11 protein-coding genes are annotated in these 12880 nt (G+C 67.4%); 8 read left to right on the forward strand and 3 right to left on the reverse strand.

Annotation, left to right across the window (positions count from 1 at the left end; all coding sequences use genetic code 11):
* Positions 1–15: 15 nt before the first annotated feature.
* Positions 16–615, reverse strand: coding sequence for an outer membrane beta-barrel protein (locus JNL31_RS05080; RefSeq protein WP_294970731.1), 600 nt, complete (start codon positions 613–615; stop codon positions 16–18).
* Between the two features lie 196 nt (positions 616–811).
* On the reverse strand, positions 812–2620 hold the full coding sequence (locus JNL31_RS05085; protein ID WP_294970733.1) for an ATP-binding cassette domain-containing protein: 1809 nt from the start codon (positions 2618–2620) through the stop codon (positions 812–814).
* Between the two features lie 82 nt (positions 2621–2702).
* Between JNL31_RS05085 and JNL31_RS05090 the strand changes: the two genes are divergently transcribed.
* The 8 genes from JNL31_RS05090 (at position 2703) to JNL31_RS05125 (ending at position 11912) form a co-directional block, all read left to right on the forward strand.
* Positions 2703–3851: a CoA transferase gene (locus JNL31_RS05090; RefSeq protein WP_294970735.1), complete on the forward strand. Its 1149-nt coding sequence runs from the start codon at positions 2703–2705 to the stop codon at positions 3849–3851.
* 173 nt (positions 3852–4024) lie between these two features.
* Positions 4025–4777: a hypothetical protein gene (locus JNL31_RS05095; protein WP_294970737.1), complete on the forward strand. Its 753-nt coding sequence runs from the start codon at positions 4025–4027 to the stop codon at positions 4775–4777.
* An 88-nt stretch (positions 4778–4865) separates the two neighbouring features.
* Positions 4866–6026: a low temperature requirement protein A gene (locus JNL31_RS05100; RefSeq protein ID WP_294970739.1), complete on the forward strand. Its 1161-nt coding sequence runs from the start codon at positions 4866–4868 to the stop codon at positions 6024–6026.
* Positions 6027–6101: 75 nt separating this feature from the next.
* Positions 6102–8141 carry an ASKHA domain-containing protein gene (locus JNL31_RS05105; RefSeq protein ID WP_294970741.1) on the forward strand — a complete coding sequence of 680 codons (2040 nt, stop codon included), beginning with the start codon at positions 6102–6104 and terminating at the stop codon, positions 8139–8141.
* A gap of 53 nt (positions 8142–8194) precedes the next feature.
* A complete protein-coding gene (locus JNL31_RS05110; RefSeq protein WP_294970743.1) occupies positions 8195–8728 on the forward strand; it encodes a sigma-70 family RNA polymerase sigma factor in 534 nt (177 codons plus the stop codon).
* Entirely contained in the window at positions 8725–9384 is a 660-nt protein-coding gene (locus tag JNL31_RS05115) for an anti-sigma factor (protein ID WP_294970745.1), read from the forward strand. Before JNL31_RS05110 ends, JNL31_RS05115 begins: the two co-directional genes overlap by 4 nt.
* A 107-nt stretch (positions 9385–9491) precedes the next feature.
* Positions 9492–10037 (forward strand): fasciclin domain-containing protein, encoded by a 546-nt coding sequence (locus JNL31_RS05120; protein WP_294970747.1) that lies wholly within the window; start codon positions 9492–9494, stop codon positions 10035–10037.
* Between the two features lie 219 nt (positions 10038–10256).
* Positions 10257–11912, forward strand: coding sequence for a VWA domain-containing protein (locus tag JNL31_RS05125; protein WP_294970748.1), 1656 nt, complete (start codon positions 10257–10259; stop codon positions 11910–11912).
* Here JNL31_RS05125 and JNL31_RS05130 read toward each other — a convergent pair.
* Entirely contained in the window at positions 11899–12846 is a 948-nt protein-coding gene (locus tag JNL31_RS05130) for a sugar kinase (protein WP_294970750.1), read from the reverse strand. The two genes, JNL31_RS05125 and JNL31_RS05130, sit on opposite strands and share 14 nt — an antisense overlap.
* Positions 12847–12880: the final 34 nt, after the last annotated feature.

The following is a 12880-nucleotide window of genomic DNA, read 5'->3' on the forward strand; positions in this document are numbered from 1 at the left end:
CGCAACAGGCAAAGGTCAGAACTTCATGCCGACCTTGGCCTTGATCGTGGTGGCGTCGAAATCGGTGCCCGAGGCATCGAAGTCGTCGAACTGGTGCTGAAGCACCTCGCCGCCGACGGTCCAGCGGTCATTCACCGCATAGTCGAAGCCCAGACCGTAGACGAGGCCGTCATCGCTGAGATCGGTCCCGCCGACGCTGGCCTTGGCATGGGCGGCGCCCACGGTGCCGTAGACCAGGCTGTTGCCGATTTCGCGGCCCGCCATCAGCTTCAGCGCCGCGACGCTGTCAAGCTCGTCGCCCGCCGTGGCGCCCAGGTCGATCGCGGCCTTGTCCCAGGACAGTTCACCCCCGGCGACCCAGTTGCCCAGATCCCAGCGGTAGCCACCATGGATACCGCCCAGAAGGCCGTGACCGTCAAGACCCGCGCCGTTCGAATCCACGTCGCCGTAGCCAAGCTGCGCGCCGACATAGGCACCCGACCAGTCCACGCCAGGTGCAACATAGGGTTCAGCCGCCGGAACCACGGAGGGTTCCTCGGCAACCGCAATCGGGCCGCCAGCGAAGGCCGGGGCGGAAATGGCGGCGGTAGCAATCAATGCTGCGATAGTTTTCATTTCTGTCTCCTTGTTCTGGCCGACCACAACCAACGTCACATCGGAACGGTTCCGGGCGGCTCAGGAGAGGGAATGGGGGAGCGGGCGACCAAGGACAATGGCTCCTCACGGGCGCTTGATGAGCCGTGTGGCAGGGTGGCGGGGATGCGCCGAGGAACCCGGCCGCTTTTGGCCGACCCCCGCCGGTTCCGCCGCGTCAGGCGCGCTCGGCCAGATTCAGCCACTCGGATTCGGCGGCTTCAAGGCTGCGCTGGCGTTCGGTCAGGGCCTCGGTCGCCTTGCGGAATTTCACAGGCTCACGCGTGAAAAGTGCGGGGTCTTCCAGGAGCGCACCCAACTTGCCGATCTCGGCCTCAAGGCGCTCGATCAGGGCGGGGAGGTCATCCAGCCGCTTCTTCTCGGTGAAGGACAGGCCAGCCGGTTTTGCCGCAGTCTCCGGCTTTGCCGCGACCGCGGTGGCGGGCCGGCCTCCGGATTTCGGGGCGTCGGCTTCGACGGCCGGGCGCTGTGCTGCATAGTCGGACCAGCCGCCGGGATAGGCCTGCGCCCTGCCCCCGCCCTCCATCGCCACGGTCGATGTGGCGATCCGGTCGATGAAATCGCGGTCGTGGCTGACCACCAGCACCGTGCCGTCATAGTCACCCAGGATGTCCTGCAAGAGGTCCAGAGTTTCCACGTCCAGATCGTTGGTCGGTTCGTCGAGGATCAAGAGGTTCGACGGTTGCGCCATCAGTTTCGCCAGCAGCAGCCGCGCCCGCTCGCCGCCCGAGAGGCTGCGCACCGGGGCGCGGGCCTGCGCTTCGTCGAAAAGGAAGTCCTTGAGATAGGCGACCACATGCTTGGGCGTGCCGCGCACCATCACCTGATCGGACGCGCCAGAGACGCGCATCAGGGGATCCACGGTCAGGTTGTCCCAGAGGCTCGCGTCGAGGTCGAGGCGGGTGCGGGTCTGGTCGAAGACCGCGATTTCCAGGCTGGTGCCCAGAGTCACGGTCCCGGCATCCGGTTGAACTTCTCCGGTCAACATCTTGAGAAGGGTGGTCTTTCCAACACCGTTTGGCCCGACGAAGGCCACCCGGTCTCCCCGCAGGACGCGCAAGGAGAAGCCCTTGACGATGGCCTTGTCGCCATAGGCCTTGGTCAGGCCCTGCGCCTCGATCACCTTCTTGCCCGAAGTGGGCCCGCTTTCCAGCGCGAAGGCCGCCGTCCCCTGCCGCCGGATCTGCGCGGCGCGGTCGGCCCGGAGCGCCTGCAACGCCCGAACGCGGCCCATGTTGCGCTTGCGCCGGGCAGAGATGCCTTCGACCGCCCATTTCGCCTCGGCCTTGATCTTGCGGTCAAGCTTGTGGCGGGCCTCGTCCTCCTCGGCCCAGACGGTTTCGCGCCAGTCCTCGAAGCCCTCGAAGCCTGCCTCGCGGCGGCGGACCTCGCCGCGGTCGATCCAGAGCGTCGCCTTCGACAGTGCCCGCAGGAAGGCGCGGTCGTGGGAGATGAGGACGAAGGCGGTGCGGGTTTCGCTGAGCTCCCGTTCCAGCCACTCGATCGCCTGGATGTCCAGGTGGTTGGTCGGCTCGTCCAGAAGCATCAGTTCCGGCGCCTCGGCCAGGAGCTTGGCCAGCGCGGCGCGACGGCGTTCCCCGCCGCTGGCCGTTGCGACCGGCGTCGAGGGGTCGAATTTCAGCCCCTCGGCCACGACGGCAAGGCGGTAGTCCTGCCCCTCCGGCAACGCCGACGCAGCGAAATCGCCGAGCGTGGCGAAGCGCGTGAGGTCTGGCTCCTGCTCCATGTAGCCCACGGTCACGCCCGGGGGGACGGTGCGCAGGCCCCGGTCGGGCTCTGCCAACCCCGCCATCACCTTCATCAGCGTCGACTTGCCCGAGCCGTTGCGGCCGACAAGCGCGATGCGGTCGCCGGGCTGGACGGTCAGAGAAAGGTCGTCGAAGACCGGGTTGCCGCCGAAGGTCAGCGAGATGGAGGACAACTGGAGAAGGGGTGCGCGTGCCATGGGGGCGAGGTAGAGGGGGATTTGACCGGCGTCAACGTCCGGCCCGTGCGGACATGGCAGGATGGCGCAAACGGAGGCTTACATGGCACCCCTGGACGGCATCCTCATCCTCGACCTGACGCATGTGCTGGCGGGACCATTCTGCACGCAAAGCCTGCAGGACCTGGGCGGACGCGTGATCAAAGTGGAACGACCGGGCACCGGCGACGACACCCGGGCTTTCCCGCCCTTCGTGGCGGGCGAGAGCGCCTATTTCGCGACGCTGAATGCGGGGAAGCAGTCGATCGCGCTGGACATGAAGGCGCCAGCCGACCGGGCGATCTTCGAGCGGCTGCTGGCGCGGGCGGATGTGCTGGTCGAGAACTACCGCCCCGGCGTGATGGCGCGGCTGGGCTACGGCTGGGAGGTGCTGCATGCGCGGCACCCGCGCCTTGTCTATGCGGCGGTTTCGGGTTTCGGGCAGACCGGGCCGGATGCCCAGAAACCCGCTTATGACATGGTGGTGCAGGCCCGCGGCGGGGTGATGTCGATCACGGGCGAAAGCGGGGGGCCGCCTGTCCGGGTCGGGGCCTCGATCGGCGACATCGTCGCGGGGATGTACCTGGCGCAGGGCGTGCTGGCGGCGCTCTATCAGCGCGAGAGGACCGGCGAGGGCGCGTTCATCGACGTGGCCATGCTGGACAGCCAGCTCGCCATCCAGGAGCATGCGCTGGCCATCGCCTCGGCGACCGGGGTTGCCCCCGGGCCGACGGGCGCCCGGCATCCGACGATAACCCCCTTCGCCACCTTCCGCGCGGCGGACGGTTTCGTGGTGATCGCCGCCGGGAACGACGCGATGTTCGGGAAACTGTGCGATGTCCTGGGCCTGTCCATCGCCACCGACCCCCGCTTTGCCACCAATGCCGCACGCTGCGACAATCACGCGCTGCTGAAGCGGCTGATCGAAGCGGTGACACTGGGCGAGACGGTCGCGCATTGGCTGGCGGCGCTGGACGCCGCAGGCCTGCCGACCGCGCGGGTGCAGGACATGGTCGAGGTGCTGGCCGACCCGCAGATCGCCGCGCGGAACATGGTATTGCCGGTGACGCCCCATCCCGGCGGCCCGGCCTTCACCGCACCGGGCAACCCGATCAAGATGTCCACCCTGCCCGAGGCGATGAGCCTGCCCCCTGCCCCGCGACTGGACGGCGACCGGGCAGCGATCCTGGGCTGGCTGGAGGAGGACGACTGACGCCTCGCGGGTCGGGGCGCCTATTATATTGAGCGGCTCACGCCGCGAAGACTCTTTGTCTCGCGCTTTTGCGTGAAGGACGCAAAAGCGCTCGGATATGCGCGCCGCGCGGGGATATTTGGGCAAGTGTGAAAGGCATATTGCACAGGGTGTTCCGGATGCTATCCAGTCCCATGCCCTTTCGCAGCCTCGACCCCGCGCAAATCCTCAAGACCACAGAAACCCTGCAGCGACGGGTCGAAGAGCGGTTTCCCGACCGTGGGCTGGCACAGGTTGCACGGGAAATCTCCGCCCTTGCCCGCACCGTCCGGGACGAGGTCGCCGTCCTGGCCCCGCCGATCTGGTGGCTGCGCGGGGTGGTGGCGCTGGTGGTGCTGGCGGGAGCGGCGGTCTTCCTTTGGGTCGGCTCGATCCTGCCGCTGCGCGATGTGGGCCAGGACGCCATCGGCTCGGTGCAGGGCATCGAGGCGGCGATCAACACCGCCCTCCTCGCGGGCCTTGGCCTTGTCGCGCTGGTGCGGCTGGAAGCGCGGGTCAAGCGCCAGCGGGTCGCGCGCGGGTTGCATGGCTTGCGCTCGATCATCCATGTCATCGACATGCACCAGCTGACCAAGGACCCGGTGGCGCTCTCGCCCGATTTCACACCGACCGCAACCTCGCCCGCCCGCGATCTGGATGCGGTCGCCATGTCGCGCTATCTCGACTACTGCTCGGAGCTCTTGGCGATCACCGGCAAGCTGGCTGCCCTCTATGCCCAGGCGGTGCCGGACGAAGGCGTGGCGCAGGCCGTCACCGACATCGAGCTGCTGGGCGCGAGCCTTGCCCGCAAGATCTGGCAGAAGATCAGCCTGATCGACCCTGCCCCGTCCGGTCCAGTCGCGTCCCGCAAGCGCAACCGCAGTGCCGCAGTCAGGGCATCCGACTGATCCTGCCGCAATCCTCTGCCCCCTTGCGCCAGGTGCGTGATCCGGGTTTTCTGCAAGGCCAACACGCTTTGAACGGAAGCCGAAACCGATGCACCAGATCATCCGTGGCCTTCGCCCGCGCGACCCAAAGGAACATCACCGGGTCGCGACGACGCTGGAACTGTTCTTCGACCTTGTGACGGTCATCGCCATCGCCGCAGTCACTGCGGGCCTGCACCACGGCATCAGCGAGGGTCACGGACTGGAGGTGCTGCCGCGCTTCCTGTTCCTGTTCGTTGCCGTCTGGTGGTGCTGGATGAACTTCACCTGGTTCGCCTCGGCCTTCGACAACGACGATCCGCTCTACCGCTTCCTGGTCATGGGGATCATGTGCGGCGAGCTGATCTTTGCCGGCGGTGCTGCCTATATCTTCGACACGCTGGACATGCGGTTCGGCATCCTCGGCTGGGTCATCATGCGGCTCGGGATGGCGGCGCTCTGGCTGCGGGCTGCACGGGGCAATCCGGACTACCGGACGACCTGCACCCGCTATGCCATTGGCATCCTGATCGCCCAGGCACTGTGGGCCCTGATGTATGTCACCTGCCCGCCGGGTTCGACCGTCTTCTTTCAGGTCGGGATCGCGATCTATGTCGTCGAGCTTTGCGTCCCGGTCTATGCCGAGCGCGCCCGCCCCACGCCGTTCCACCGCCACCACATCATCGAACGCTACGGCCTCCTGATGATCATCTCTCTCGGCGAGATCATGCTGTCGATCAGCCACGGCTTCGGGGCGCTCTTCTCGGATCACCCCTCGCTTCAGGCCGCGCTGACCTCGGTCTCGGGGCTGGTGCTCGTGTTCTCGATCTGGTGGATCTATTTCTGCGAAGAGGAACACCTGACCACCACCGACATGCCGCAGGCGATCATCTGGGGCTATGGCCATGTGCTGATCTTCATGGCGACGGCGATGCTGGGCGCGGGCATCGCCGCCGCGGTCGACGTCGCGACGCATCACGGCGTGGCCACTGCGGGCGAGGTGTCGCACTGGATCGGCCTGGCGCTGGCGTTGCTGTTCGGCACGCTCTGGCTGGTGCGCGACCGGGCCCACGCGCTACCGCGCCGACTGAATCTGGCCTTGCCGGTGGCGACGGTCGTCTTCGGGCTGGGCGGGTTCCTGGGGCTGCCGCTCTGGGCCTATGCGCTCCTCTCGGTCGGGCTGGTGAACTGGCGTGCGCCGCATCTTGGCCAGGCAAAAGGCGCAAGCTGACCGCCATCTGCCGTTTCCGGGCGCTTGCGTCGGCGCTTCGCCAGATTACATAGTCCGGCGCGCAGGAGTCCGGCAATGACCACAGATGCTCTCGTTATCTTCACGCCCTCCGGCAAGCGGGGGCGCTTCGCGCTGGGGACGCCGGTCCTGACTGCCGCGCGGCAACTCGGGGTCGACCTCGATTCGGTCTGCGGCGGCCGCGGCATCTGTTCCAAGTGCCAGATCACCCCCGGCTATGGCGAGTTCCCGAAGCACGGCGTCACGGTGGACGAGGACGCGCTGACCGAATGGAACGCGGTCGAGGATCGCTACAAGCGCATCCGCGGCCTGCCCCCGGGGCGCCGTCTGGGTTGCCAGGCCAAGGTGATGGGCGACGTGGTGATCGACGTGCCGCCGGAAAGCCAGGTCCACAAGCAGGTGATCCGCAAGTCGGCGACCGAACGGGTCATGGTCATGGACCCGGCCACCCGCGCCGTCTATGTCGAGGTGCAGGAACCCGACATGCACGAGCCCACCGGCGATTTCGAACGGCTGGGCCGGGCCCTGGCCGCGCAATGGCAGGTCGAGGGGATCGAGGCCGATCTGTCGGTCCTGCGCCGGTTGCAGCCGGTGCTGCGCAAGGGCGAATGGAAGGCGACGGTCGTCCTGCACAAGGGCAACCATGACACTGCGACGCGCGTCCTGGACATTCTCCCGGGCTTCCACGAGGGGCCGCTTCTGGGCCTTGCGGTCGATCTCGGCTCGACCACCATCGCGGCGCATCTCTGCGATCTGTCGGATGGCAAGGTGCTGGCCTCCTCCGGCCTGATGAACCCGCAGATCCGCTTCGGCGAAGACCTGATGTCGCGCGTCAGCTACGCGATGATGAACCCCGGCGGCGATGTCGAGATGACCAAGGCCGTGCGCGAGGCGATCAATGCGCTGGCGCTTGCCATCGCCGAGGACGCAAAGGTCGACCCGGCCTCGATCTACGAACTGGTTCTCGTCTGCAACCCGGTGATGCACCACCTGTTCCTCGGCGTCGATCCGGTGGAACTGGGCCAGGCGCCCTTTGCGCTGGCGATGAGCGGCAGCCTGTCGCTGGATGCCCGCGATCTGGACCTGACGAACCTCAACCGGTCGGCGCGGGTCTATGTGCTGCCCTGCATCGCGGGCCATGTGGGGGCGGATTGCGCGGCGGTGGCGCTGTCGGAAGAGCCGCAGAAGTCGAAGGACATGGTGCTGATCGTCGATGTGGGCACCAATGCCGAGATCCTGCTGGGCAACGAAACCCGCGTCCTCGCCTGTTCCTCGCCCACCGGCCCGGCCTTCGAGGGCGCACAGATTTCCAGCGGGCAGCGGGCGGCCCCAGGCGCCATCGAACGGGTGGAGATCGACCCGGTGACGAAAGAGCCGCGCTTCCGGGTGATCGGCTCGGACCTCTGGTCGGACGAACCCGGCTTCGCCGAGGCGACCAAGGGCACCGGCGTCACCGGCATCTGCGGCTCGGGCATCATCGAGGCGGTGGCCGAGATGCGGCTGGCGGGGCTTCTGGACCCGAGCGGGCTGATCGGCGGACCGGAGCAGACCGGATCCGCCCGCTGCGAGCCACATGGCCGGACCTTCGGCTATCTCTTGCATGACGGCAGCGCCGGGGGTGGCCCGCGGATCACCGTGCTGCAGGGCGACATCCGGGCAATCCAGCTGGCGAAATCGGCGCTCTACGCGGGTGCGCGGTTGCTGATGGACGAGATGCACGTCGACACGGTCGACCGGGTGACGCTGGCAGGCGCGTTCGGCGCGCATATCAGCCCGAAGCACGCGATGGTGCTGGGGATGATCCCCGACGTGCCACTGGACCGCGTGACCAGCGCGGGCAACGCCGCCGGGACGGGCGCGCGCATCGCGCTCTGCAATGTGGCGGCGCGCAACCAGATCGAAGCGACGGTGCACGACATCCACAAGGTCGAGACCGCCATCGAGCCCCGCTTCCAGGAGCATTTCGTCAACGCGAATGCCATCCCCCATGCGGTCGATCCGTTTCCGAACCTGCACCAGATCGTTTCCCTGCCCGAGGTCAGCTTCAACCCGAAGACCGCCGGTGACGAGGGCGGGCGTCGGCGTCGCCGGGGATAGGCCTTTCCGGCGAAACCCTTGCAAGGCGGGCGAAAACCCGTAACGTCGGCGCCATGGACGATCCTGTCGCCGCCCTGATCGCGAAATGCGCCGCTGCCGACCGGGTGGCGTTCCGGGCGCTTTACCGCGACACCTCGGCGAAACTCATGGGTGTTCTCCTTCGTATGCTAAGGGAACGCACCGAGGCGGAGGATGCCTTGCAGGAGGTCTACACCAGGGTATGGCTGCGCGCCGGTCGCTACGATCCGGCGAAGGGTCGCGGCATGACCTGGCTCATCGCCATCGCCCGCAACCTCGCCATCGACCGGCTGCGCGCCCGGCCCGAGGCGCAGTCCGACGACGGGCTCGACACGGTGCAGGACAGCGCGCCCCGCGCCGAGACCCGGCTCGTGGCGCAGGGCGAGGCGCGGCGGATGGCCGATTGCTTCGGGACTTTGGAGCCCGACCGCGCCGACGCGGTGAAAGGGGCCTATCTCAACGGCTATTCCTATGTCGAACTTGCCGCGCGCCATGCCGTACCCCTGAACACCATGCGCACCTGGCTTCGCCGCAGCCTCCTGAAGCTGAAGGAGTGTCTGGACGCATGACCGACGCCCCGCTCACCCCCCACGAGGCAGATGACGCCCTGGCCGCCGAATATGTGCTGGGCGTCCTGAGCCTTTCAGAACGGGCCGAGGTCGAGGCACGCCTGAAACGCGACGCCGCCTTCGCCGATCTGGTGTCAGGCTGGGAGCACCGCATGGCGGGGCTGAACGACGGGTTCGAAGCGGCTCCCGCCCCCGACCTCTTGCCCCGGATCGAGGCGCGACTCTTTCCCCGGGCACCCTTGCCGAAGCGGCGCTCCGGGCTCTTCGGCTGGCTCTCGGGCGCGACGGTCGCCGCCGTCCTGGCGCTGGCCTCCATCGCCACCCTCGCCCCGCCGCACCAGGAACCGATCGCGCGGCTTGCAACCGAGGACAACCGGCTTGTCTACGCGGTGACGCATTTTGGCGACACGATGCAGATCACCCGTGTCGCAGGTGTTCCGGCCGTCGCGGGACAGGTTCACGAGCTTTGGATCATCGAGCCCGATTCCGCGCCGGTCTCGCTGGGCCTGCTGGAAGACAAGCCGCTGGTCATCACCCTTCCGGACCCGCCCGAGACCTACGTCCTCGCCGTCACCGTCGAGCCCGAGGGCGGTGCACCCGGTGGCATCCCGACCGGCCCGGTGATCCTGAAAGCCAACGTGGGAGATGCGGCCTGATCACGAGAGCGTGAGCACAAGGTCGGTCTGAAACTTTGCCAGAACGGCTCCGTTCCTTAGGGCATGAGGCGGGAATGACCCCGCCCAGAACCCGGAGGAAACACCCGATGAAATCCCTGAAACTTGGCGTTGCGATCCTGGCCCTGACCACCGGCATGGCGCTGGCGGAAAACCCGATGGTCGGCGGTGCGGCGATGTACGAAGACAAGAACATCGTCGAGAACGCGGTGAATTCGGCCGATCACACCACGCTCGTCGCCGCGGTGCAGGCGGCCGGACTGGTGGAAACGCTGTCGGGCCCGGGCCCCTTCACCGTCTTCGCGCCGACGAACGAAGCCTTCGCCAAGCTGCCCGCGGGCACGGTGGAAACCCTGCTGAAGCCGGAGAACAAGGACCAGCTGGTCAAGATCCTGACCTGTCATGTCGTCGCCGCCAACGCGATGGCGGCCGATGTCGGCAAGATGGTCATGGATGACGGCGGCGAACACACCATCAAGACGGTCGGTGGTTGCGAGTTCACCGCGATGGAGAAGGACGGCAAGATCATGATCAAGGACGGCCAGGGCAACGTGGCGAACGTGACCATCGCCGACGTCAAGCAGTCGAACGGCGTGATCCATGTGATCGACACGGTGCTTCTGCCGGCGATGTGATCCCTTTCGCCGACGGAAGGTCGGGGCGCCGTGGGGATTGACGCCCCGGCGCTTCGTGCCAGAGCCGCCCCGGGGGCCGGTACAAGGTCCCCAGAACCGTTCCCTGGGTTGGCAAGGTCTTCGGGCATGTCCCGAAGACCTTTTTCGTGGCGGCGGTTGACCGGGCCGGAGCGGCTGCCCTAGGCTCGCCCGATAGTTGTTGCATTGGAGAGCCCGGAGATGCGCATTCTCAACACCTTCATTGCCGCCCTTCTGGTTCAGGCCGGTCTTGCGGCCCCGGTTCTGGCCGAGGGCAAGTCGATCATCGTGCTGGATGCCTCAGGCTCGATGTGGGGCCAGATCGACGGTCGCCCCAAGCTGGAAATCGCCCGCGAGGCGCTGGGATCGGTGCTCTCCGGCCTCGACCCGGCGGCCGAGATCGGCCTCATGGCCTATGGCCACCGCGAAAAGGGCAGTTGCGACGATATCGAACTGGTGGTGCCCCCCGCCCCCGGCACCGCGCAGGCGATCACCGATGCCGCCAATGCGATGAAATTCCTGGGCAAGACGCCGCTGACCGAAGCAGTGCGCCGCGCGGCGTCGGAGTTGAAATCGACCGAGGAGAAGGCCACCGTCATCCTGATCACCGACGGGATCGAGACCTGCGAGGCCGATCCCTGCGCGCTCGGCACCGAACTCGAAGCCTCGGGCGTCGATTTTACCGCGCATGTCGTGGGCTTCGGCCTGACCGAGGAGGAAGGCAAGGCCGTGGCCTGCCTGGCCGAGAATACCGGCGGGAAATACATCCAGGCCAAGGATGCAGGCGGCCTGGTCGAGGCGCTGAAGACCACGGTTGCCGTGGTGGAACCGGAGCCTGTGCCCGAACCCGAGCCGACCCCGATGGTGCTGGACAAGAACTTCGATCCGGTCATCGTCCTGGCCGAGGGGCAGTCCGAACCCGCCGATAAGATCGTCGATGATGCCTATGTCACCCTGCGCCTTGTCCTGCCCGACGGTGCCCTCTCCGAGGAGACGATCACGGTCTACGGCCGCCAGACCGAACTTGTGCCGCCCGGCACCTACCGGATGTTCACCGAGTTGAACGACGCCAAGGCCGAGCAGGAGGTGACGATCACCGCCGATGCGCTGGCCCAGCCGGTCGCGAACCTGAATGCCGGGGTGCTGAACCTGAAGCTTTATGCCTTCGAAGGCGGCGATATCGCCTCCGATGCCTTCTGGGAAGTGCGCGGTCCGGAAGAAGTGTCCGAATCCGGCTATGGCCAGGCTCTGCACGTCTTCCCGGCGGGCGAATACAGCTTCCTCGCCAGCCTCGGCGCCGCGAAAGTCGAAGAAACGCTCACCTTCGAGGCGGGCAAGCAGATCGACAAGGACGTGATCATCGGCACCGGCCTTGCGGTGGTGGACGCCACCTATGCCGAGGGGGTGAAGGTCGAGGGCGGCGATCATTTCGTCGAGATATTCGGCGCGGCCAAGGACATCGACGGCAACCGCAAGTCGCTGGGCTATACCTACGGCGCGGGCGCCAGCTTCGACCTTCCGGCGGGCGATTATGTCGCCGTCGTGACGCTCGGGGCGGCCAAGGCCGAGGTCCCCTTCACCGTCAAGGTCGGCGAGCGGACCGAGATCACTGCCCCCCTGAATGCAGGCGTCGCGGCCTTCACCACGCAAGCGGACGAGTTCATCGAGGTGCTGGCGGCCAAGCCCGACATCAACGGCGACCGGGCGTCCTTTGGCTATGGCTACGGGCCCGCGTGGCAGACCACGCTGCCCGCGGGCGACTATGTGGTGAAGGCCAGCAAGGACGACAAGCAGTCCGAGACGCCCCTGACCGTCAAGGCGGGCGAACGCAGCGAAATGGCGCTTACCCTGCCCTGACCGGCAAGCCTGCCGCCCGGCGCAAGGTGTCGGGCGGTATCAGCGCGCCACGCTCCATCACCACGCGCGCGGCAACGGCCTGCGCCAGGGGCACGGCGGCGGCGGGTGCAAGCCCCATCAGGCGTGCGGCGAGATACCCCCCGTTGAAACTGTCCCCCGCCCCGGTCGTATCCACCGGGCGCAGACCCTGCGGCGGCAGGTGGCGGCTGGGTTCGCCATTCTGGAACAGCAGCGTCTCCCGCGCGCCATCCTTGACCACGACTTCGCCACAGCCCCAGCCCGCGAGCCGCCCTGCCGCGGCCTGCGGGTCCGCATCGCCGAAGGCCGCTGCCTCGTCCTCGAAGGTTGGCAGAAGGATATCGGCAAGCCCCGCGATCTGCCGGGCAAAGCTCCGCATCGCTCCCGCATCCTCCCAAAGGCGCGGCCGGTAGTTCGGGTCATATGCCAGAAGGGCGCCTGCCTCCCTCGCCTCGGCCAGCGCCGCCAACAGGGCCGCGCGACCCTCCGGGCCGACGATGGCCGCCGTGATGCCGGAGAAATAGACCAGCCGCGCACCGCGCAGCCGGTCGGCCAACGCCGGACCATCCCCGGCCAGTCGACGCGCAGCCGATGCCTGCCGCCAGTAGGTGAAACTCCGCTCGCCCCCCGCATCCGTCGCGATGGTGTAGAGCCCGACCGTTCGCTCGGGATCGCGGCTGATGCCCTCTGTCCCGACCCCCGCAGCAGCGATGAAATCGACCATCGCGTCCGAAACGGCATCTCGCCCGACTCGGCTCACATAGCCCACCGGAACCTCGGCGGGCAGAAGCGCGCGCAGGGTCCAGGCCACGTTCAGCGTGTCCCCGGCAAAGCCGCGCTGCCAGCAGCCATCGCCCCGGTCGAAGAACTCGACCATGCATTCGCCGATGGAAAAGACCCCGCCCGCCGCCTGCATTCCCGCCTCCCACTTTGCCCGGCCACCCTGCCGC

This window comes from Tabrizicola sp., from assembly GCF_016792905.1.
Lineage (GTDB): Bacteria > Pseudomonadota > Alphaproteobacteria > Rhodobacterales > Rhodobacteraceae > Tabrizicola.

What these genes read in the sequence shown, in the direction of transcription:
- JNL31_RS05130 (WP_294970750.1), bottom strand. Translation starts at nt 12,846, where the DNA reads ATGCAGGCGGCGGGCGGGGTCTTTTCCATCGGCGAATGCATGGTCGAG.
- JNL31_RS05100 (WP_294970739.1), top strand. Translation starts at nt 4,866, where the DNA reads ATGCACCAGATCATCCGTGGCCTTCGCCCGCGCGACCCAAAGGAACAT.
- JNL31_RS05080 (WP_294970731.1), bottom strand. Translation starts at nt 615, where the DNA reads ATGAAAACTATCGCAGCATTGATTGCTACCGCCGCCATTTCCGCCCCG.
- JNL31_RS05110 (WP_294970743.1), top strand. Translation starts at nt 8,195, where the DNA reads ATGGACGATCCTGTCGCCGCCCTGATCGCGAAATGCGCCGCTGCCGAC.
- JNL31_RS05115 (WP_294970745.1), top strand. Translation starts at nt 8,725, where the DNA reads ATGACCGACGCCCCGCTCACCCCCCACGAGGCAGATGACGCCCTGGCC.
- JNL31_RS05125 (WP_294970748.1), top strand. Translation starts at nt 10,257, where the DNA reads ATGCGCATTCTCAACACCTTCATTGCCGCCCTTCTGGTTCAGGCCGGT.
- JNL31_RS05105 (WP_294970741.1), top strand. Translation starts at nt 6,102, where the DNA reads ATGACCACAGATGCTCTCGTTATCTTCACGCCCTCCGGCAAGCGGGGG.
- JNL31_RS05095 (WP_294970737.1), top strand. Translation starts at nt 4,025, where the DNA reads ATGCCCTTTCGCAGCCTCGACCCCGCGCAAATCCTCAAGACCACAGAA.
- JNL31_RS05085 (WP_294970733.1), bottom strand. Translation starts at nt 2,620, where the DNA reads ATGGCACGCGCACCCCTTCTCCAGTTGTCCTCCATCTCGCTGACCTTC.
- JNL31_RS05090 (WP_294970735.1), top strand. Translation starts at nt 2,703, where the DNA reads ATGGCACCCCTGGACGGCATCCTCATCCTCGACCTGACGCATGTGCTG.
- JNL31_RS05120 (WP_294970747.1), top strand. Translation starts at nt 9,492, where the DNA reads ATGAAATCCCTGAAACTTGGCGTTGCGATCCTGGCCCTGACCACCGGC.